The sequence below is a fragment of the Streptomyces sp. DH12 genome (assembly GCF_020873895.1).
In the GTDB taxonomy this organism is placed as follows: domain Bacteria; phylum Actinomycetota; class Actinomycetes; order Streptomycetales; family Streptomycetaceae; genus Streptomyces.
Map to the genome: position 1 here is coordinate 198,314 of NZ_JAHWGT010000009.1, position 20,569 is coordinate 218,882.

The following is a 20,569-nucleotide window of genomic DNA, read 5'->3' on the forward strand; positions in this document are numbered from 1 at the left end:
GCGGGAGGGGGGCGTGGCTCATGCGGAGGCGGAGCGGCGGCGGCCCGCGAGGGCGCCGAAGGCGACGCCGGCGGCTCCGACCAGGATGCCGACGACGCCGAGGACCCGGGCCGTGGTGTCCGTGTCCTCGTCGTCGGAGGCGACGGCCCGGGAGCCGTCCTCGTCGTCCGCGGGCTTGGCTCCGGCGGCGCCGTGCCCGGCCCCGGCGGCGGTGAGCTCCAGCACGGGCGCGGGCGAGTCGGGCTCGGCCTTGCCCTCCTCGGGCTCCTCGATCCAGCGCACGACCTCCTTGTTGTCGTACGTCTGGAGGGCCTTGAAGACGAGCCGGTCGGTGGTCTCGGGGAGCCGGCCGAGCGACACGGGGAACTGCTGGAACTGGCCGGGACCGATCTTCGAGCCGCTCGCCGTCCAGGTGATCTTGGACGGGGCTTCGGTGATCTTCTTGCCGTGGAGGTCGAGCGGGGTGGCCAGCTTCGCCTTCTCGACCGCGACGGTCCAGCCGGGCACGGGCTGCGGCATCACGGAGGCGAGGGGGTGGTCCTTCGGGAGGGTGACCTCCAGCTTCACGGTGGAGGCGCCGTCCCGCTCGTTGGGGACCTTGAAGTTGACCGTGGCGTACCCGCCCTTCGCGGCCGCGCCCTGAGGCTGGACGGTCACGTGGGCGTGGGCGGCGGAGGAGAGCAGGAGGACGGAGGAGACGGCGACGCCCGAGACGAGGGCGAGGCGCGAGGACGGACGGGTGACGTTCATGTGGGAACACTCCAGTGCAGGGGCGGGGCGCCGGCGCGCGGACGTGCGTGCGCGGGGCACGGCGACACCACCACGGTGAGGTCCGTGTACCGGCACGGGCCGACCGCTCCGGACGGCCGGGCGGGGGCCGCCGCACGGTGGTGTGCGGGACGCGCGCGGGCGCCGGACGGGGACCGGAAGAGCAGTCGGATGTGTCGGCGCACGGATACGCCGGTGGGGCCGCGGGGGTGGCGGGATGCCGGACCGCGGGGGTCAGGCCGCGAGCATGAGCGCGACCGGCGGCCCGCGCCTGATCACGGAGTGCTGGAGGGCCCCGGCTGCCGCGGGCGGCGGCACGTCCTCCCGGGCGTGTGCGCCGAGCAGCGCCTCCGCCAGCAGCGACCGCACCCCGGCGAGCAGGACGCGCACGAGGACCAGCGCCGCGCGCAGAGCCCGTACGAGCGCTTCCTCGGCCGCCTCGACCGCGCCCCGCGCCGACAGCTCGGCCAGCCGGCCCAGCCGCAGCAGCGCCAGCTCCCCGCGGCGCAGCAGCCAGCCGGTCACGACGGCGGCGAGCAGATGCCCGAGGACCATCGACAGGTTCGGCAGCATCGGCGTCTCGACCGGGACGGCGGTGGTCGCCGGACCGGCGGCGGCCGCGGCGGTCGCCGGGTCGAGGCCCGCGGTCGTCACGATCCGATGCGCCTCGCCCGGGGTGAGCCCACTGGTGCTCCCGCCGCACATCAGCCGGGCCGCGGCGCGGATCAGCGCGTCTCCGGCGGGGCCTCCGGAAGCGGCGGGCGCCACGTGCTCCTGTCCGACCCCGAAGAGGGTGTGCAGGCCGAGCTGCCCGCCCGCCAGGGCCGCCGTGATCGCCGGCAGCGAGCGCCGGCGCCCGGTGAACGGCAGACACAGCACGAGAATCACGGCGAAGCCGACGAGGAACGTCCACCACGGCACGGGCTCGCACGCGGCGAGCGAGTGGCCCAGCGCGGACAGCACGAGGCAGACCGCGGTGAACACCGCGGCCCTCAGCAGCCGTGGACCAAGGGGGGCAGACATGGCCCGGCCATCATCCCACCACGCCCCCGCGGTCCCTACGGCAGGTCCGGTACGTCGCCTTTGGCGCCGGAATCCCGAAAGGCACCTGCCGACGCCCCGTACACCGGCGTCCGGGGCACCCGCATCCGCTGAACGAGGTAGCCGGCGTCAACTCCATGCTTACCGAGCGAATACAGGGCAATACGTAACGACATGTCGAGCCGCGGCCGGGAGGCTTCAGCATGAGCATCTGGTGGTCCCTCCATTTGCGGCGCGAGGCTGCGAGCGTCCCGCTCGCCCGTCGCCTCCTCCTCGGCACGATGGAGACCGCGGGCGTCGACCCGGACACCTCCTACGACCTGTCGCTCGCCCTCGGGGAGGCCTGCGCGAACGCCGTGGAACACGCCGGGGAGGGCTCGGCGGAGTTCCGGGTGACCGCCTATCTGGACGGGGAGAGGTGCTGCATCGAGGTGTCCGACTCGGGACCCGGTTTCCCGACCGGTCCGGTGCGTGCGGTGGCGCCCGATCCGGCGCCGGTCGACGCCGAAGGCGGGCGGGGACTGCGTCTGATCGAGGAGCTGGCCGACCACGTCCACTTCGGCAACAGGGCCGGGCGGGGCGGGGCCGTCGTCTCCTTCGACAAGATCGTGAAGTGGCGCGCGGGCGCACCTTTGGCCCTGACCTCCTGAGGCCCGGTCGCCGTTTCACGTGAAACGGCGACAGCGCGGCCGGGTCCCGGCCCGGACAGCCGCCTCCCCCGGCGATGTTTCACGTGAAACACGAGCGTCCCCCCACCGGTGCTCCGGCGGGGGGACGCTGTCGTCGGTGGGAACGGCCGGCTCAGCCCTTCAGGCCCGCCATCCACGCCTCGACCTCGGTGGAGGTGCGCGGCAGGGAGTCCGAGAGGTTCCGGTTGCCGTCCTCGGTGACCAGGATGTCGTCCTCGATCCGGACGCCGATGCCCCGGTACTCCTCCGGGACGGTGAGGTCGTCCGTCTGGAAGTACAGGCCCGGCTCGACCGTCAGGCACATGCCCGGCTCCAGCGTGCCCGCGACGTACGCCTCGGTCCGCGCGGCGGCGCAGTCGTGGACGTCCATGCCGAGCATGTGACCGGTGCCGTGCAGGGTCCAGCGGCGCTGGAGCCCAAGCTCCAGGACGCGCTCGACCGGGCCCTCCAGCAGGCCCCACTCGACGAGCTTCTCGGCGAGGACGCGCTGCGCGGCGTCGTGGAAGTCGCGGAACGCGGCGCCCGGCTTGACCGCCGCGATGCCCGCCTCCTGCGCCTCGTACACGGCGTCGTAGATCTTCCGCTGGATGTCGGTGAACGTGCCGGAAATGGGCAGCGTCCGCGTCACGTCCGCGGTGTACAGCTCGGTGGTCTCCACGCCCGCGTCCAGCAGGAGCAGGTCGCCGGGGCGGACCGGGCCGTCGTTGCGCACCCAGTGGAGGGTGCAGGCGTGCGGGCCGGCGGCGCAGATGGAGCCGTAGCCGACGTCGTTGCCCTCGACGCGGGCGCGCAGGAAGAACGTGCCCTCGATGTACCGCTCGGAGGTCGCCTCGGCCTTGTCCAGGACCTTGACGACGTCCTCGAAGCCGCGCGCGGTGGAGGCGCACGCCTTCTCCAGCTCGGCGATCTCGAAGTCGTCCTTGACGAGCCGCGCCTCCGAGAGGAAGACGCGCAGCTCCTCGTCCCGTTCGGCGGTGACCTTGTCGGTGAGGGCCTTCTCGATACCGGCGTCGTAGCCGCGCACGACACGGACGGGACCGGTGGCGTCGCGCAGCTTGCCGGCCAGCTCACGCACGTCGTCGGTGGGGATGCCGTACAGGGTGGCGGCCTCGCTCAGCGAGTGGCGGCGGCCCACCCACAGCTCGCCCTGGCCGGAGAGCCAGAACTCGCCGTTCTCCCGGTCGGAGCGGGGCAGCAGGTACAGCGTCGCCTCGTGGCCCTCACCGTCGGCCTTCGGCTCCAGCACGAGGACGCCGTCCTCGGTCTGGTTGCCGGTGAGGTAGGCGTACTCGGTGGCGGCGCGGAAGCTGTACTCCGTGTCGTTCGCGCGCGTCTTCAGGTTGCCCGCGGGGACCACCAGGCGCTCGCCGGGGAAGCGGGCCGAGAGGGCGGCGCGGCGGGCGGCCGTGTGCGCGGCCTGCGCGACGGGCTGCAGGTCCCGCAGCTCGGTGTCGGCCCAGCCGGCCTTCATGTTCTCGGCGAGCTCGTCGGAGACGCCCGGGTACAGGCCGTTCTTGCGCTGCTGCATCGCCTCTTCGTCGCTCTCCGGGGTTTCCGGAGTGAGCTCATCGGCCACGGGTCCGCCTCCTTCAGGTACGACACTGAACCCCCTGACCCGGACCTTGGGGGTCCGGGGTCACGTCCACCATCGTACGGGCGTGCGTAAGGAGGCCCAGGGGCGAAGAAGCGGTCCGCCGGTACCTGACCGAAAGGTCCGCGTCCCCGCTCCGTGCGGGGGTCCCGCCCCGGCCGCGAGACACACCCTCTAGTCGAAGCGGGCGGCGAGCATCACGACGTCCTCGTCGCCCTCCCTGCCGTCCGCCGGGCCGCCGCCCGGCGCGTTGGGGGCTGGATCGGCGAGCACCAGCCGCAGCACGTGGTCGGCGACCGCCCCGGGATCGGTGCGGTCGACCCTCGGCACACCGGCCGCGGCGGCGTGCAGCCGGGCGAAGGCACGGTCCACCGGGCCGCCGATCCGCCGTAGCAGCCCGTCCGTGTACAGCAGCACGGTCTCCCCGGGCTCGACCACGAGGTCGACGCTGGGCGCCTCCCAGCAGGCGAGCATCCCCAGCGGCGCCGACAGCGACGTCTCGACGAACTCCGTGCGGCGGTCGCCCACGACCAGCGGCGGCGCGTGGCCGGCCCCGGCCAGCACGACCTTCCGCCGGGCGGGCTCGGCGAAGGCGAAGAGCGCCGTCGCGGACCGCGCCGGTTCCGTGAGGCGCAGCAGCAGTTCCAGGTCGGACAGGACGGCGACGGGGTCCTCGCCCTCCATGACCGCGTACGCGCGCAGGGAGGCCCGCAAGCGCCCCATGGCGGCCAGGGCGCTCGGACCCGACCCCGAGACGGAGCCGACGGCCAGACCCAGGGCACCCTCCGGCAGCGGCAGGGCGTCGTACCAGTCGCCGCCGCCGCGCGCGCCGGGGACGTGCCGTGCGGCGAGGCGCACGCCCGGCACGCGCGGCATCCGGGTGGGCAGCAACTCGTCCGTGAGGGTGGCGATCTCGGCGCGTGTCCGCTCCAGTTCGAGCAGTCGGGCCAGGTGCTCGGAGGCGTACCGACCGTAGAGCCCGACGAGGTGGCGGCGGCGCGCGTCGGGTTCGGCCGGCTCGTCGTACAGCCAGACGGCGGCGCCGAGGCGGCCGGTGCCGTCGGCGTCGAGCGGCAGCGCGTAGCTGGCGGCGAAGCCGAGGCGGGCGGCGACCTCGCGGTGGCGCGGGTCCAACTGCTCGTCGCCGAGGAGGTCCGGAGCGGCGATGTCGCGGGCGGCGAGGTCCGGACCGTCGAGCCCACCGGCACCCAGCCCACCGGCACCGAGCCCACCGGCAACCAGCCCGCCGGCAACCAGCCCGCCGGCACCGAGCCCACCGGCAGCGGCGTCACCGGCCGTGACGTCACCGGCGGAAAGGCCGCCGCCGGCGAGGTCCGGGGAGGCGGCAGCGGGGGAGGCGGGGCCCGGGGGAGCGAGGTCGGGGGCGGCGAGGGGGCCGGGCACGGCGGGCACGGGGCCGCCCGGGACCGGAGCCGCGGGGTCCGGGGCGGGGCGCCGGTCGGGGGGCGGGGGCGGCCCGCCGGGCAGGCCGTCGAGGAGGCGCCCGTACGAGGTGGCGCCGCGCGGCACGGTCTCGATGGTGCCGAGGTCGGCGTGGGCGAGCCCGAGGCCGATGGTGGTGGCGGGGCCGTGCCCGTCGGCGGGTTCGAGGACGGCCATGCCGCGACGGGCCCCGACAAGCGCGGCGCCGGCCCGCAGGAGTTCGCGCAGCGCCCCGTCGAGGGTGCGCGTCCGGGCGAGGCGCTCGGTCAGTTCGTGGAGGGTCGTCAGGTCGGACACCCAGCCCGCCAGCCGGTCCTGGATCGGCGTGCCGGGTGCGGGGGCCGCGGCGGGAATGCCCGCGAGAGGCGTTGCAGTGTGCGCAGGATGGGGAACCGCTGGATCGATTCCGGCCACTTTCGGCAGGTGAGGGGCGCTCATGGAAGCCGGCTTTCCGGCTGCTCTTCTTTGCTCAATAGCATCGCAAACCCCCATGTCAATCCGCATGTCATGCTGCGCCGCTATCAGTGCATCCACATGTACACGTACACGTGAGGGGATGTCCAGCATTGTCCTGCGGGACGCGTGGTGTCTGTGCGATGCTGAACTTGGCCAAAAAATAGCCCCGATGGGCAGGTTTTGCGGTCGACTGAGCGCGTTCGACAAGGGGCACCACCCGAGGCGACACCCAGCCGGCTCGGGCTACGGCGTCATTCCGAGCGTGCGGGGTACGTAATCGGTGGAGGCCAGGGGAAGTTGGGGCAGGCCCGGAACGCGTCGGGGAGTCCCGGCGTCCTCACCACCGAGGGCGCGCCCCGGCCTCGCGTGTGCCTGGCGGGGAGAGGATCAGCGGGACGGCGCGGCGGCACGCAAGCGGTGCCGGTTCGGCGGTGCCGTCTCGGCGGGACCGCACCGGTGATACGGAAAAGCGCCCTGCTCGCGCCACCCCTCGCCACGCGATCCACGGAATCGGCTGAGGCCGGCCCCGCAAGCGGCGCTCGTCCGGCCGCGCGGCGCCCCTGCCGGCGGCCCAGGCGGCAGCGTGTCGGCTCGTACGCACAGTGAAGTAACGCACACATGTTGTTGTGATGTGGACCTCGGCGTTCAACGGAAAGGAACGAGCGCTCATGCGCGAGATCCTCGGTAGGCGACGCAGGCTCCGGTTCGGGCGCAGGAAGGGTCAAGCCCACCTCGACGCGGCACTCCGCTGCGCCACCGAGTGGCAGTGGCCCGTCCTCCCCGGCGTGGGGCTCAAGGCGACGGATGGCCGCGGCGACCGGCAGCGCGGCTGCGCCTGCCCCGATCCCGACTGCGTCGTCCCCGGCGCGCACCCCTTCGATCCCGGCCTCCTCGCGGCCTCCACCGACCCGCGGATGGTCCGCTGGTGGTGGACCAACCGGCCGGACGCCCCCGTCGTCCTGGCCACGGGCGGTCGCGCCCCCTGCGCGATCAGCCTCCCCGCCCTCGCCGCCGCCCGCGCCCTGGCGGTGCTGGACCGGGGCGGCCTGCGCATCGGTCCCGTGATGGCGACCCCCACCCGCTGGTCACTGCTGGTGGCCCCCTACTCCCTGGAGCGGCTCGGCGAGCTGCTGTACGCGAAGGACTGCGTGCCCAGTTCGCTCCGCTTCCACGGCGACGGCGGCTACGTGGTGCTGCCGCCGTCGGAGACCGGTACGGGCGCCGTGCGCTGGGAGCGGCCGCCGCTCGCCGGGTCCGCGCCGTGGCTGCCGGATGTCGAGGCGGTCCTCGACGCCCTCGTCGAGGCGAGCACGGGCGCGCCGGACGGCGGCAGCCGGCTCCGGTACTGACGCCCCCGGGGCCGCCCGTCGGGACACCGCGGGGGTGCCACCGGAGGGGCCGCCGAGGGGTCACTCGTACGGGTGTGAAGCCCGGCCGACTTGTACGGGAAACGGGCGCGCGGCCCGGAAGGCGCGCGCCCGGCCCCGCTATCGTCGCCCCACCGTCAGACACCCGACAGGCCCCACGGGTCAGGTGGGACACCCCATGAACCTCCGCATGATCGGGCTCGGCGCCGTCGTGCTCGCCGCCACGCTGCTGCCGCTCGTGGCGGCGGCCGGACCGGCCGGCGGCCCCCGCGAGGCGGGGCTCGTCGCCGGCGGCGGGTCCGGCCCGGTGGTGGTGGCCCCGGCCCCCGCCCAGCGCCCGACGCACGCCCCTGCGCGCCCCGCCTCCGGCTCGGACACGTCCGGCGCGGCGTCCGACCCGGACGGAACCGGCGCGTACGGCGCTGCGGGCACGTCCGACGCGTCAGACCCGTCCGAGGCGTCCGGCGGATCCGACCGGAAAGGCCCACCGGACGCGCGGATGACCGAAACCGACGACCCGTCGGAGGTGTCGGGCGCGGGACGCGTCACGCGGTGCGGCCCGGCTCTCGTCTCCCCGCACAGGGTCGAGGCGCAGACTTGTGTGGTCACCGACGGCGAGGCGACATGGGCGCGGACCTACTACCGCAACACCAGGGGCGAGGAGCTGCACGCCGTCCTCAGCCTCATGGGTCCGGCCGGCCGCACGGTGCGGACGCATTGCGCGGTCCCGGCGGGCGACGAGCCCGGCACCTGCGAAACCCCACGTCAGGAGGGGCGCGGTGACGCGGAGGAGTACACGGCGGTGGCGGAGTTCGCGGCGGGCGGGGACGCGGAGAGCCCGCTGCTCCTGCGGTCCGGGAGCGTGCGCCCGCCGTCGCGGCTCGGCTGAGCCGACGGGCGGAAACGAACCGGAAGGTCGGATTCCGGGAAAAAGCAAGAACCCGGTCGCTGGCGACGGGGGATGCACCAGCGACCGGGCTCCTAGAACGGTAACAAGAGATCGGCGGTTCGCAAATTCGATCTCGCTTATTCGGACAGCGATTTACCGGTCGGTAAGGGCCCGGTAAAGATCCGGCCGGACGCGCGGACCGGCCCCGCCTCACTCGTTCAGCTGAGCGTGACCTGACGGTTGGTGAGCCCGCCGCGCGCCCGCCGCTCCTCCGCCGTCAGCGGCGCGTCCGAGGCCAGCGCGTCCGCGAGGCGCTCCGCGAACGCGGCGGCCGGCTTCTCGCAGTCCGCCGCGGACATGCCGGTCGGCAGGTCCCAGACGGGGACGACCAGACCGTGCGCCCGGAACGAACCGACGAGGCGGGTGTCCTCGCCGAGCGAGGACGTGCCCGCGGCGTGCAGCCGGGCGAGCGCGTCGAGCAGTTCCTCCTCCGGGTGGGGCATGACCCACCGCAGGTGGTTCTTGTCCGGCGTCTCGCACCAGTACGCGGCCTGGACGCCCGGCAGCTTCACCGTCGGGATGGCGGCGGCGTTGGCCCGCTCCAGGGAGGCGGCGACCTCGGGCGAGGCGCTGTCCGCGGACTCGGGCACCCAGAACTCGAACCCCGTGTGGACGGTCGGCTCGAAGCCCGCCTCCGCGTCGAGCAGGTCCTGCAGGCGCGGCCCCTCCGCCGGCACGCGGCGGGCGGCGACGGGCGTGCCCGGCTCGGCCTCCAGGGCGCGCTGGAGGGTGTCCGCCAGGTCGCGGGCGAGGTCGCCGGAGGACGTGTCGTTCTGCAGCGCCAGCAGCACGGAGCCGTCGTCGCGGCGCAGCGCCGGCCAGGCCATCGGCAGGACGGTCGCGAGCTTCACCGAGGGCACGCCGTCCGGCAGCCCGCCCTTCAGGTGCAGCGGCGCGGTCGCGGCGGGGACCAGCTCGCGCAGCGCGACCCAGTCGCACTCGCCGGGCAGCCCCTCGAACGGGCGCTGGACGAGTTCGGTGGCCGCGTGGGCGGCGGCCCGGCCGTGGCAGGCCTTGTAGCGGCGGCCCGAACCGCACGGGCAGGGCTCCCGGGCACCGACGACCGGCACCTCACCGTTCGTCACCTGCGGTGCGCCGGCGGCCTTCTTCTGGGGGCGCTTCTTGGCCATGCGTGGGTCTCCCGTGGAACGCGGTCCTGTGTCGGCGGCGAGCCTAGCCGTACGGGAGGACCCCGGGCCTCAGTCGGCGTCCCCGTACACGTCGAGGAAGCCGAGATCGCCCACGAGCGGCACCGCGGCCGCGCCCGTCCGGGCGGCCCGCGCCCCGCGCACGCCACCCGCGCCCGCGCCCGCGAGCGGCGAGGAGCCGCGGCGGTGGCCGTTGACGCGCGTAGCGACACCGTCCGGCCTCGGCGCCGATCCCGCGACGAGGGCCCACACCGTCACCTCGCCCGCGGCGCCGTCCCGGACGCCCCACTCGTGGGAGAGCGCGTCGATGATGTTGAGTCCGCGGCCGCCCCGGGCGGTGACCGACGGCGTCGACGGCATCGGGCGGGTCGGCCCGCCGCCGTCCGTGACCTCGACCGTCAGGGCGCCGCGGTCGTCGACGCGCCAGGAGGCGCGGACCGCTCCCTCGCCGGCGTCGGCCGCGCCCAGCGGCCTGCCGTGCCGGCAGGAGTTGCTGAGCAGTTCGGAGAGGATCAGTACGGCGTCGTCGACGACCGGCTCCGAGACGCCGCTGCGCCGCAGCTGCTCCCGCATCCGGTGCCTCGCCTCGCCCACGCCCGCAGGGCCGTGGGGTACGGCCATGCTCGACGACGTCGGCACTTCCCGTGCCACCACCAACGCCACCCCCGAGACCTCCTTCGCCCCACGCCATCGAGTGGATGCCCCAATGGCCTGGACCGGAAACCGGCCAGTCCGCATCCAGTGACGCATTCGACACGGACCGCCACGGTGCGAACGCGCCGGAGCACACGCCGTGACTACAGGGGCGTGCGCCCCAGCTGTGCCAGGACTTGTTTGGGGCGGTTGGTGATGATGGCGTCCACGCCGAGGCGTACGCACAGGTCGACGTCGTCGGGGTCGTCGACCGTCCACACGTGGACCTCGTGGCCGGCCCGGTGGACCCGCTCGACGAACGTGGGGTTGCCGCGCAGGATGCGGATCGAGGGGCCGGCGATCCGCGAGCCGGCGGGCAGCCGCCCGTCCCGCATCCGGGGCGAGACGAACTGCGTGAGGTACACGGTCGGGACCGTCGGGACGGCCGCCGCCACGCGGTGCAGCGAGCGGGCGGAGAAGCTCATGATCCGCACGGCCGACTCTTCCGGGGTGGCCGGGTCCGCGAGGCCGAACCGGCGCAGCTGCCGGACGAGCCGCTCCTCCACCTGGCCCGCCCAGCGGGTGGGGTGCTTCGTCTCGATCGCCAGCCCTACGGGGCGACCCGCGTCCGCGACCAGCTCCAGCAGCCGTTCGAGGGTGAGGACGGAGGTGTACTCGGGGTCACCCCAGTCGGGGCTCTCGTACCGGTCCTTCCAGGAGCCGAAGTCCAGTGCGGCGAGGTCGGCCAGTTCCAGGGCGGAGACCGCGCCGCGCCCGTTGGAGGTGCGGTTCACGCGGCGGTCGTGCACGCAGACGAGGTGCCCGTCGGCTGTGAGCCGCACGTCGCACTCCAGGGCGTCCGCCCCGTCGTCGATGGCCTTCACGTACGCGGCGAGGGTGTGCTCGGGCGCCTCCTCGGACGCACCCCGGTGGGCGACGACTCGGATGCTGTGCTGTCGTGCGTGGGTCACCGCGACATGGTGCCACCGTTCGCCCGTCCGGCCGACACCGGCCGGTGTACTTCGGCCGCGGTGGGGCACGCCCCATTTGTCGGGGATAAGGGAGCGGTGGCGGACGCACAGCTCCCGCTTACAGTGGCCTGACGAGCGGTAGGAAAAGCTGAGTGCGCACACGGACACTGCACGGCGGGCTCGTGCCGTACGACGACGTGGATGACGACGTGGACACCGAGGAGAACGAGCTGTGAGCACCGAGAACGAGGGCACCGCGGTCCCGTCCGCCCCCGACGCCCCGTCCGCGCCCGCTCCCGAGGACGCCCCGCAGCGGCCCGCAGCCCCCGCCACGGAGGCCCCGGCCACCGCGCCCACGGAGGCCACCGCGCCCACGGAGGCGGCGGCTCCGGCTCCGACGGCGGCTCCGGGCGGGCCCGTGGCCCCGCCGCCCCCGGCGGCGCCGCCCGCGTACCCGCCGCACACCGCGCCCGCCCCGGCGTACGCCGCGCCCGCCCCGCCGCCCACGGCGCCCGCGCCGGCGTACGCCGCGGCCCACGGCCACGAGCAGCCGGCGGGGCACGGCGGCGGCCCGGCGCCGAACGGCGCGCACGGCCACCCGACCGCCGTCCAGGCGGGCGGCGGGCAGGACCCGGCAGGCGGCGGCTACGGCGGCGGATGGGGTACGCCCCCCGGCCTCCCGCCCGTCCCGCCGTCCCCGCGCAAACGTTCCGGCGGTCTGCTCGCCGCGGTCCTCGTCGCGGCGCTCGTCGCCGGCGGCGTGGGCGGCGGCTTCGGCTACTGGGCGGCCGAGCGCAACGACACCTCCGCCTCGACGACCATCTCCGCCGGCGACACCCCCGCCGACTTCAAGCGCGACCCCGGCACCGTCGCGGCCATCGCCGCCAAGGCCCTGCCGAGCGTCGTCACGATCGAGGCCAAGTCGGGCGGCGCGGAGGGCGAGGGCGGTACGGGCACCGGCTTCGTCTACGACAAGGAAGGCCACATCGTCACCAACAACCACGTGGTGGCGTCGGCGGCGGAGGGCGGCGCGGTCACGGCGACGTTCGCCGACGGCAAGAAGTACGACGCCGAGGTCGTCGGACGCGCCCAGGGGTACGACGTCGCGGTGCTCAAGCTCCGCAACGCCCCCTCCGAGCTGACGCCGCTCCCGCTCGGTGACTCCGAGAAGGTCGCCGTCGGCGACGCGACGATCGCGATCGGCGCCCCGTTCGGCCTCTCCAACACGGTGACGACCGGCATCATCAGCGCGAAGAACCGCCCGGTCGCCTCCAGCGACGGCTCGGGCGGCAAGAACTCGTACATGAGCGCCCTGCAGACCGACGCGTCGATCAACCCGGGCAACTCCGGCGGCCCGCTGCTGGACGCCCGCGGCGCCGTCATCGGCATCAACTCGGCGATCCAGTCGCCGGGTTCCGGCGGCCTCGGACAGTCGCAGGCGGGCTCCGTCGGCCTGGGCTTCGCCATCCCGGTGAACCAGGCGAAGAACGTCGCCGAGCAGCTGATCAAGACGGGCGAGCCGGTCTACCCGATGATCGGCGCGACCGTGAACATGACGGAGAAGGGCGAGGGCGCGACCATCGTCGACCAGGGCACGGGCGGTACGGCGGCCATCACGCCGAACGGCCCGGCGGCCAAGGCCGGGCTGCGCCCCGGGGACGTCATCACACGCTTCGGCAACCGGATCATCGACAGCGGCCCGACGCTGATCAGCGAGATCTGGACGCACAAGCCGGGGGACACCGTGACGGTGACCTACAAGCGCGGCGGCCAGGAGAAGCAGGTCCAGATCACCCTCGGCGAACGCAAGGGCGACTGACCTCCCCCACCGCACACGAGGGAGGGCCGCTGCCGTGGCCCTCCCTCAGCCCTTTCGGCATCACAGCCCTTCGGGGCCTCGCGCGCTTCGGGGCCTCGCGCGCGTCGGCGCCTCAGCCCCTCCGGTGCCTCAGCCCTCCGGTGGCTCGGCGCGGGCAGCGGTCACGCCTCGGCCAGCGCGTAGGCCGCCATCTCGCCGAAGCAGGCGACGGCCAGCACGGTGACGGTCCCGATGAGGGCGCACAGCGAGAACCGCGCGTCGCCCATGACGGCGGCGACGACCTGCAGCACGGCCAGCGTGACGCCGGTGCCCCACATCAGCGCGCGCGGGAAGGCGCCGACCGTGCTCACGGTGGCCTCGCCGACCAGGTGCGGCACGGTCGACAGCAGCGCGATCAGAGCGAACGAGACGGAGACGAAGAGGGCGGCCGGCACGTCCCAGTGCCGGTGGTGGGAGAGCGTGTACGTCATCGTGCCCAGGTAGACGAGCGCCGACAGGACCGCGCAGCCGCCGGCGGCGAGGAACGACACCGCGTGCTCGCCGGGCCCCTCCGTCCGGCCGTCGACGAGGACCCTGCGGGTGACACGGGCCAGGGGAACGGTCATGGGACCCTCCGGGGCGTCTGCTGGCAGCGGGCGGTGCGGACACGCGTGAGGGTAGGGGCGCGCCGTCGGGACGGACGCCGCCGCCCGCCTGCCGTCCCCGGGGGCGCGCGGCCCGCCCCGCAGGCAGCGGGCGCCGCGCGCGCCCCTCTGGTGGCCGGGCGTCTCACCCGCGCGGGTGACCGCCGTGGCGGGGTCCGGCGGCCGACGGGCCGGCTCCCCGGCCGAGCGCGCCGGAGACGACCTTGCGCAGGGCGATGACGGCGGCGGCCGTGGCGATGCCCTCCCACCCGGGCGAGGCGGCGAGGCGGAGCAGCCCCGCGGCGGTGAGGAAGTCCAGGAGCACCGCGAGAGTCGGCCTCACCCGCCCGGTCGCGCGGTAGGCGAGGGGGCAGGCGAGCAGGCCCATGGCCGCGCAGAGGACGGACGCCTGGAGCAGCAGCGCCGTCACGGCGCGGCCGGGCGACCGCCGCCGGTCCCGGGGCCCGTACCGCCGTCACCGTCCGCGGCGGGCCCCGTACCGGCGCCACCGCCGGCCCCGGCGGGCGCCGTTCGGCCGCCCTCGACCGCCTCCGCGCCCTCGCCGCCCGCGCGTTCGATCTCATCCCGCTCCTGGGCGATCTCCCGCCCCAGGAAGTAGTTGAGGGCGGTCCTGATCGCGGCGATGGCGGCCAACTGCCCGATCTCGGCGAAGCTCGGCGCGACCGCGGTCCGCAGCACGTCACCGGCGAGCTGGAACTCCAGCCCCAGCACGAGGAACCGCCCGAGCCGCAGCCGGATCCGGTTGAACGCCCCGGTCCGGGCCCGGTCGCGCGCCATGCCGAGGACGAACTGCGCGAAGGCCCACGCGGCGCCGACGAAGATGATCAGCGCACCGGCCGACTCGACCAGCCGCACCAGCAGTCCGATCGCCTCACGCAGGTCCTCCTCGGGCAACAGGTCGAGGGAAAGAGTCATAGCCCCCGGCGTACCCCCCGGTCCTGCTCCCCCCACCTCGACGCGCCCGACACCTCCACCCGTACGGCCCAAGAGGCCGGGCGAGGCGGCCGGTCGGCGCAGCGGACAGCCGCCAAGTCCCGCTCCCGCCAACCGGATCGTGCGGGCACGCGCGTGCCGGCGTGCGAAACCATGGAGCATGCGAACGGACGACTGGCACCTCACCGACGACGTCGACGACTTCCTCGCCCGAGCCGGGGACTTCCTGCGCTCACGGCCCGCCCTGCACACCATGCCGCTGACGGTGACCGAGAAGCTGCGGTCGGGCGGGGCGGACGCGCACGGCGCCCCGGCCGCCCTCTTCGGCCGGTCGGAGCGGGCGGGGGAGGTCCGCGCCACCTTCCACCGCCTGCCGTCCCGCGGCCTGAGCCCCACCCCGCTCACCGCCGAGGAGGCCGACGCCCTGGCCGGCCGGCTCGCCGGCCTGGGGCTCTCCCTCCCCTACGTCAGCGCGGACCACGACACCGCCACCGCCTTCGCGGAGGCGTGGCAGCGGCACACGGGCGCGGTACCGACGCTCGGCAAGCGGATCCGGCTGTACCGCCTCGGCGCGCTCACCCCACCGGAGCGGCGCCCCGAGGGGGCGGGGCGCGTTGCGGGCGAGCGGGACCACGAGCACGTGGTGCGCTGGTGCGGCGAGTTCTGCGAGGCCGTCGGGGAAGTGCCCGCCGTGGACGCCGGCTCCTGGCCCGGCTCCCGCTTCGCCGACAAGCGGTTCACGTACTGGGAGACCCCGGGCGGCACCCCGGTCTCCATGGCCGGCTCGACGGCGATGGTCGGCGGCATGGTCCGGGTGGACCCCGTCTACACCCCGGCCCACGTCCGGGGCCGCGGCTACGCGGCCGCCGTGACGGTCGAGGTGAGCCGGGCCGCGCTGGCCGCGGGCGCGACGGACGTCGTCCTCTTCGCGGACCCCGCCAACCCCACCAGCAACGCCCTCTACCAGCGCATCGGCTACGTCCCCCTCACGGAGTGGACGGTGTACGACTTCGCCGTACGACCGCAGGCGCCCGGACGGCCGGGAGACGGACAGGCCGCCGCGCGCCCGACCGCCGCCACCGGCCCGGTGCCCGGGGGAACGGCGGCCCCGTGAGCCACCCGGCCGGGGCCGCGACGACCGCGGGCGCTGTGCGGAGTGGTCGTCCGGGCATCGTGCTGCGTGTCCACCGGTCATGCGTTCGGCGAGGTGATCTCCTGAGCACCGACGGTGTCGGCGCGCCCCGCTTCGGCCACCCTCCGGCCGGCTCGCCCCGCGACCGACCGGGGGCCGGTACGCTGTACCCGCTCTGCCCCGGGCGGGCAGTGGCTGGGTGGGTTGCCCGAGCGGCCTAAGGGAACGGTCTTGAAAACCGTCGTGGCGCGAGTCACCGTGGGTTCAAATCCCACACCCACCGCGCAGGTTGGCGGCCCCTGACCAGCTAGAACGGTCAGGGGCCGCTGTGCTGCCGCTACCCGGGAGCGCCCGTCGTCTCCCGGTGTTCCCCGCTCGATCGGGCACGAGTGGGGCACGAAGTCCCGCGACCGTCCTGCACCTCGTGCTCCTGCCCGGGAAGCCCCTCCCGTCATCCGGAGCCGCCTGGCAGGGTTGCGTGATGGCGAACGCGTCGTCGTCCCTCGCGCCCGCTGATCTGAGCGGTGGGTGCGCTTCCGAGCGGCTCGCCTGTGCGCCCCCGCCCGCAACCCACCACTCACCCGAGCTCCCATCCCGTCCGCCGTGGCCCCACGCCTCGGCAGTCCGTGCCACTGCTGCGGGCTCGCCTTCACGGCGAAGCCACGAGGCGCGGACGGGCAAGACGGGCGTTCCGAGCGTGGAGGAAGTGCCCCACCCACCGCCAGGCGGCAGCCCCCTGACCAGGCGAGTCGGTCAGGGGGTGCTGCTACGCCGCGCGGACGTTCCGGGGTGGCCGACCCGTCAGGCCGGGAACCGCAGGACGTCGTGGCGGGCGGCGTGGGAGGGTGGAGGGTGTGACGCTTGAGGACCTGGTGCGGTTGCGTCGGGCGCGGGACGTGATGGATCGGGAGTACGCGCGGCCCCTGGACGTCCCGACGCTGGCGCGCGGCGCCCACATGTCGCCGGGGCACTTCTCCCGCAGCTTCCGCGCCGCCTACGGGGAGACGCCCTACGGCTACCTCATGACCCGGCGCATCGAGCGGGCGAAGGCGCTGCTGCGGCGCGGGGACCTGAGTGTGACGGACGTCTGCTTCGCGGTCGGGTGCACCTCGCTCGGGTCGTTCAGTTCGCGCTTCACCGAGCTGGTCGGCGAGTCCCCGAGTGCGTACCGGGCCCGCCCGCACGACACGGGCGCCGCCGTTCCCGCGTGCGTGGCCAAGGTCTGGACGCGGCCCGTGCGGAGCGGTGGGCCGGGACCGGTCAGGAACGGAGAAGCGGGATCCGCCGCCGCCTCGTAGCGTCGACGGCATGGACATCAAGCTTTCCCAGTGCTTCATCGCCGTCGACGACCACGACAAGGCGCTCGCCTTCTACCGGGACGCCCTCGGGCTGGAAGTGCGCAACGACGTCGCGTTCGAGGGCATGCGGTGGGTGACCGTCGGTTCGCCCGGGCAGCCGGGCGTGGAGATCGTCCTCGAGCCGCCGCTCGCCGACCCCAACGCCTCCCCGGCGGACCGCCGGACCATGGCGGAGATGCTCGCCAAGGGCCACCTGCGAGGCGTGATCTTCTCCACGGAGGACTGCGACGCCACCTTCGAGCGGGTGCGGGCGGCCGGTGGGGAGGTGCTCCAGGAGCCGATCGACCAGCCCTACGGCGTCCGCGACTGCGCGTTCCGCGACCCGGCGGGGAACATGGTGCGGATCACCCAGTCGCGTAAGCAGTGAATTCCGTCGGGTAATCGGCATTCTCCGGCCTGGTTCTTCGCGGCTCTTCTCGAATGAATTCTCCGCACGCGTGACGGCCGGCTCCCGGGATCCAGTGGATTTCGGGAGCCGGCCGCTCGTCATGCGTCGTCCGCGGTGCGGGTCAGCCCTTCAGAGACGCGTGCGCGACCGTGTTGGTGGGCCACCAGAAGTCGGCCGCTCCGGCCTGTGCGAAGGAGCCCGTTCCCGCGTTGGACGCGCGGTACGTCCAGCCCTTGTTCGCCTTGAGCGTCACGGTGGGGGTGCGGCAGGTGTTGACCTTGGTGCACGCCTTGCCGTTGGTCACGAACTGTTTCCCGTTGTTGCCGGAGAGCGCGATCGTGGGCCGCATGATCTTGATCTTCGCCTGCTTGCAGTCCTGCTGCGCGTAGGCCAGGACCTTCCCTGCGGACTTCCACACGTACACCGTGTTGGTGCAGCCGTAGTACGCCTTGCCGGTGCCCTTGACCGGGGCCGCGTGGGCAGTGGTCGCCGACGCCAGGACGCAGGCGAGGACCGCCCCGCCGACGCCGAGGGCTCGCTTGAAGTTGTTCATTTGTCCTCCCGTTTCCGTCGTGCCGCGAGTTCCGTCCGGTCGATGTGCGACGGGCCGCGGTTTGACCCCGTGAAGTTATCCGAAGTCCTCGCGGCGGCTCAATGCATTTGAGCCTCCCGTGAGGTTCCGATGAAAGTCGAAGAATCAACGAATTGCTTCCGGATGGGAATTGCGGGGGAGGGGGCGAAGGGGACGGGTGCGCCGTCGCCGCCGCCGGTGCTGGGGTTGGCGGTGGGAGGCATTTTGCACTAGTGCGATAATTGCTTGCAGCTAGTGCAGCGGTGGGCTAGGTTGCCGTCATGTCTGCCAAGCGCCCCACGCCCACCACCCTGGTCGGACGACACGTCCGCCTGGAGCCCCTCACAGCCGACCACCTGGGCGACTTGTTCGCCGCCGGGGGGCGGGACGAGGAGGTGTGGCGGTGGCAGGGCGGGCCCGCGCCGCGCTCCGAGGCGGAGCTCGCCGAGAAGCTCGACGCGGTGCTGGAGGCCGCCGAGCGCGGTGAGTACGTGCCGTTCGCCGTGGTGCACCGAGCCGAGGGCCGCGCCGTGGGGTGGACCTGCTACCTGGACGTCGACGCGGACGACGAGCGACTGGAGATCGGCTGGACCTGGTACGGCCGTGCCTACTGGCGCACCGCAGTGAACACCGAGGCGAAGCTTCTCCTGCTCACCCACGCCTTCGACGAGCTCGGCATGGGCCGCGTGCAGCTGAAGACCGACCACCTCAACCAGCGCTCCCAGGCGGCCATCGCCCGGCTCGGTGCCCGCCGGGAGGGCGTGCTGCGTCGACACCGCCGCCGGCCCGACGGCACCTGGCGCGACAGCGTGTACTTCTCCCTCCTCGCCGACGAGTGGCCGGAGGCGAAGGCGCGGCTCGCCGCCCGCCTCTGACCGCCCCGAACCCCCGCCCGGCCTTCCGGGACGTCCGCGCCCATCGCCCCGCGCGTCCGCGCCCATCGCCCCGCGCGCCCACGCCCGTCCCGGGCGACCCGCCCCCACGCCCGGCGCCCCGAAACCCGCCGCGTCCCCCCGTGCGTCCTTCCCGCCATGGACACGATCCGCGACGCCCTGCGCCAGCTCCTGCTCTTCGGGCTGCTCCAGCTCCGCTGCTGCGCCTTCGCCCTCGCGCTCGTCGGCGGGATCGCGGTCTCCGGGCTGCTGCCGGAGCTCCCGATCGCACGGTACGACCTCGTCCTGGCGTACGGCGTGCTGCTCGCCGTCGCCGCCCGCCGGGTGGGGTGGGACACCGCCCGGGACACCGCCGTCATCGCCGCCTGCCACCTCATCGGGCTGCTCTTCGAGCTGGTCAAGGTGCAGCTCGGCTCCTGGACCTACCCCGAGGAGGCCATCATGAAGGTCGCCGGGGTGCCCCTGTACGGCGGTTTCCTGTACGCCGCCGTCGGCAGCTACGTCTGCCGCGCCTGGCGCCTGTTCGACCTGCGGGTGTCCGGGTACCGCGCCACCGCGACCACCGCCGTCGCGGCCGCCGTGTACGTCAACTTCTTCACCCACCACTGGCTCCCCGACGCCCGCTGGGTCCTCGCCGCCGGCCTCCTCGCCGTCACCGCCGGAGCGTGGGTCCGGTACACCGTCGGCGGGCGCAGCCACCGTATGCCGCTGGGCCTCTCCTTCGTCCTGATCGGCTTCTTCCTGTGGGTCGCCGAGAACGCCGCCACCTACGTCGGCGCCTGGAGCTACCCGCACCAGTTGAACGGCTGGCAGCCGGTCGCCCTGACGAAGTTCGGCGCGTGGGCGCTCCTGATCAGCGTGACGTTCGTCCTGGTCGAACGGACGCGGCGGAGCGGCGCCGACCCCGCCGCGGCCTGAGGTGACGGACCGGCGGCCCGCGTCCCGGCGTAACGCCACCGCCCGGGGAACCCCGACCAGGTGGCCGCCTCCCCTCCACCTTCAGGAGGTGGGGCCCGTACCACCCCTACAACCTGAGGGGGACCCGCGTTCGGGACCTGGGGGCGATCCCCCGCGCGGCGGCCGCTCATAGCGTGGTCCGTATGACCGCGACTACTGGCCCCGTCTGCGCCGGAGCCTCCACGGCCGCCACCGGGTACCCGTCCTTCTCCTCGTACGTACGGGCTCGGGGGCCCGTCCTGCTGCGCACCGCCCGGTCGCTCACCGCGAACCCGAGCGACGCCGAGGACCTGCTCCAGACGGCGCTGACCAAGACGTTCGTCGCCTGGGAGCGCATCGAGGACCACCGGGCCCTCGACGGCTACGTGCGTCGCGCCCTGGTCAACACCCGCACGTCGCAGTGGCGCAAGCGCAAGGTCGACGAATTCGCGTGCGACGAGCTGCCCGAGCCGCACGGCGTGCCCGAGCCCGACCCGGCCGAGCGGCAGGCCCTGCACGACGCGATGTGGCGCGCGGTCATGCGGCTGCCCGACCGCCAGCGGGCCATGGTCGTCCTGCGGTACTACGAGGACCTCAGCGAGGCGCAGACGGCGGCGCTGCTCGGAGTCTCGGTCGGCACGGTCAAGAGCGCGGTCTCCCGCGCGCTCGGCAAACTCCGGGACGACCCGGAGCTCGCGCCGGTACGGTGACGCGGAGCGGTACCCGCGCGGCGGCACGACACGGGCGGCACCGCGCGACGCGCGGGCGGCGGCGCGTGACCGTCCGGGACGTTTCACGTGAAACGGCGAACGGCGGACCTTCAGGTAGTGACATACCGC

20 protein-coding genes, 1 tRNA gene and 1 pseudogene are annotated in these 20,569 nt (G+C 74.3%); 11 read left to right on the forward strand and 11 right to left on the reverse strand.

Annotated elements, in window-relative coordinates; all coding sequences use genetic code 11:
- Positions 1–18: 18 nt before the first annotated feature.
- Together LPA54_RS10980 and LPA54_RS10985 are read right to left on the reverse strand one after the other, a co-directional pair.
- Positions 19–750, reverse strand: coding sequence for a YcnI family protein (locus LPA54_RS10980; protein ID WP_228976308.1), 732 nt, complete (start codon positions 748–750; stop codon positions 19–21).
- 252 nt (positions 751–1,002) lie between these two features.
- Positions 1,003–1,791, reverse strand: coding sequence for a hypothetical protein (locus LPA54_RS10985; protein ID WP_228976310.1), 789 nt, complete (start codon positions 1,789–1,791; stop codon positions 1,003–1,005).
- A 221-nt stretch (positions 1,792–2,012) separates the two neighbouring features.
- On the opposite strand from LPA54_RS10985, the gene LPA54_RS10990 reads away from it, so the two are divergent.
- Entirely contained in the window at positions 2,013–2,459 is a 447-nt protein-coding gene (locus tag LPA54_RS10990) for an ATP-binding protein (RefSeq protein ID WP_228976313.1), read from the forward strand.
- Between the two features lie 151 nt (positions 2,460–2,610).
- Here the strand turns inward: LPA54_RS10990 and LPA54_RS10995 are convergent, their stop codons facing one another.
- Both LPA54_RS10995 and LPA54_RS11000 read right to left on the reverse strand, forming a co-directional pair.
- Positions 2,611–4,074, reverse strand: a complete 1,464-nt coding sequence (locus LPA54_RS10995; RefSeq protein ID WP_228976315.1) for an aminopeptidase P family protein — start codon at positions 4,072–4,074, stop codon at positions 2,611–2,613.
- Between the two features lie 189 nt (positions 4,075–4,263).
- Positions 4,264–6,099, reverse strand: a complete 1,836-nt coding sequence (locus tag LPA54_RS11000; RefSeq protein ID WP_228976316.1) for a PP2C family protein-serine/threonine phosphatase — start codon at positions 6,097–6,099, stop codon at positions 4,264–4,266.
- A gap of 557 nt (positions 6,100–6,656) precedes the next feature.
- Here LPA54_RS11000 and LPA54_RS11005 point away from each other — a divergent pair.
- Positions 6,657–7,337, forward strand: coding sequence for a bifunctional DNA primase/polymerase (locus LPA54_RS11005; protein ID WP_228976317.1), 681 nt, complete (start codon positions 6,657–6,659; stop codon positions 7,335–7,337).
- A gap of 196 nt (positions 7,338–7,533) precedes the next feature.
- Positions 7,534–8,244, forward strand: a complete 711-nt coding sequence (locus LPA54_RS11010) for a hypothetical protein (protein ID WP_228976319.1) — start codon at positions 7,534–7,536, stop codon at positions 8,242–8,244.
- Positions 8,245–8,462: 218 nt separating this feature from the next.
- Here the strand turns inward: LPA54_RS11010 and LPA54_RS11015 are convergent, their stop codons facing one another.
- The 3 genes from LPA54_RS11015 to LPA54_RS11025 all read right to left on the reverse strand — a co-directional run bounded on the left by LPA54_RS11015 (position 8,463) and on the right by LPA54_RS11025 (position 11,056).
- A complete protein-coding gene (locus tag LPA54_RS11015; RefSeq protein WP_228976321.1) occupies positions 8,463–9,434 on the reverse strand; it encodes a DUF5926 family protein in 972 nt (323 codons plus the stop codon).
- Between the two features lie 69 nt (positions 9,435–9,503).
- Entirely contained in the window at positions 9,504–10,202 is a 699-nt protein-coding gene (locus LPA54_RS11020; protein ID WP_228976323.1) for an ATP-binding protein, read from the reverse strand.
- A 47-nt stretch (positions 10,203–10,249) separates the two neighbouring features.
- Complete coding sequence (locus LPA54_RS11025; RefSeq protein ID WP_228976325.1) at positions 10,250–11,056, reverse strand: glycerophosphodiester phosphodiesterase; 807 nt, start codon at positions 11,054–11,056, stop codon at positions 10,250–10,252.
- Between the two features lie 232 nt (positions 11,057–11,288).
- Between LPA54_RS11025 and LPA54_RS11030 the strand changes: the two genes are divergently transcribed.
- A complete protein-coding gene (locus LPA54_RS11030; protein ID WP_228976327.1) occupies positions 11,289–12,875 on the forward strand; it encodes a S1C family serine protease in 1,587 nt (528 codons plus the stop codon).
- Positions 12,876–13,036: 161 nt separating this feature from the next.
- On the opposite strand, the gene LPA54_RS11035 is transcribed toward LPA54_RS11030, so the two are convergent.
- The 3 genes and pseudogenes from LPA54_RS11035 to LPA54_RS11045 all read right to left on the reverse strand — a co-directional run.
- Positions 13,037–13,480 carry a hypothetical protein gene (locus tag LPA54_RS11035; RefSeq protein WP_228976328.1) on the reverse strand — a complete coding sequence of 148 codons (444 nt, stop codon included), beginning with the start codon at positions 13,478–13,480 and terminating at the stop codon, positions 13,037–13,039.
- A 163-nt stretch (positions 13,481–13,643) separates the two neighbouring features.
- Entirely contained in the window at positions 13,644–13,928 is a 285-nt protein-coding gene (locus LPA54_RS11040) for a DUF1622 domain-containing protein (RefSeq protein ID WP_228976330.1), read from the reverse strand.
- Positions 13,929–14,068: 140 nt separating this feature from the next.
- Positions 14,069–14,434, reverse strand: a pseudogene (locus LPA54_RS11045) (DUF1622 domain-containing protein); the annotation flags it as partial.
- A 178-nt stretch (positions 14,435–14,612) separates the two neighbouring features.
- Here LPA54_RS11045 and LPA54_RS11050 point away from each other — a divergent pair.
- The 4 genes from LPA54_RS11050 to LPA54_RS11065 all read left to right on the forward strand — a co-directional run bounded on the left by LPA54_RS11050 (position 14,613) and on the right by LPA54_RS11065 (position 17,309).
- Entirely contained in the window at positions 14,613–15,566 is a 954-nt protein-coding gene (locus tag LPA54_RS11050) for a GNAT family N-acetyltransferase (RefSeq protein ID WP_228976333.1), read from the forward strand.
- A gap of 216 nt (positions 15,567–15,782) precedes the next feature.
- Positions 15,783–15,867: transfer RNA gene (locus LPA54_RS11055), tRNA-Ser, on the forward strand.
- Between the two features lie 571 nt (positions 15,868–16,438).
- Positions 16,439–16,882, forward strand: a complete 444-nt coding sequence (locus tag LPA54_RS11060; protein ID WP_228976335.1) for a helix-turn-helix transcriptional regulator — start codon at positions 16,439–16,441, stop codon at positions 16,880–16,882.
- 10 nt (positions 16,883–16,892) lie between these two features.
- Positions 16,893–17,309 (forward strand): VOC family protein, encoded by a 417-nt coding sequence (locus LPA54_RS11065; RefSeq protein WP_228976337.1) that lies wholly within the window; start codon positions 16,893–16,895, stop codon positions 17,307–17,309.
- A gap of 142 nt (positions 17,310–17,451) precedes the next feature.
- Here LPA54_RS11065 and LPA54_RS11070 read toward each other — a convergent pair whose 3' ends face one another.
- Positions 17,452–17,883: a hypothetical protein gene (locus LPA54_RS11070; RefSeq protein WP_228976339.1), complete on the reverse strand. Its 432-nt coding sequence runs from the start codon at positions 17,881–17,883 to the stop codon at positions 17,452–17,454.
- A gap of 299 nt (positions 17,884–18,182) precedes the next feature.
- Between LPA54_RS11070 and LPA54_RS11075 the strand changes: the two genes are divergently transcribed.
- From LPA54_RS11075 to LPA54_RS11085, 3 genes are all read left to right on the forward strand, one after another.
- Positions 18,183–18,776 carry a GNAT family N-acetyltransferase gene (locus LPA54_RS11075; protein ID WP_228976341.1) on the forward strand — a complete coding sequence of 198 codons (594 nt, stop codon included), beginning with the start codon at positions 18,183–18,185 and terminating at the stop codon, positions 18,774–18,776.
- 156 nt (positions 18,777–18,932) lie between these two features.
- Positions 18,933–19,712, forward strand: coding sequence for a DUF817 domain-containing protein (locus LPA54_RS11080; protein ID WP_228976343.1), 780 nt, complete (start codon positions 18,933–18,935; stop codon positions 19,710–19,712).
- A 182-nt stretch (positions 19,713–19,894) separates the two neighbouring features.
- Positions 19,895–20,440 carry a SigE family RNA polymerase sigma factor gene (locus LPA54_RS11085; RefSeq protein ID WP_228976345.1) on the forward strand — a complete coding sequence of 182 codons (546 nt, stop codon included), beginning with the start codon at positions 19,895–19,897 and terminating at the stop codon, positions 20,438–20,440.
- Positions 20,441–20,569 lie beyond the last annotated feature (129 nt).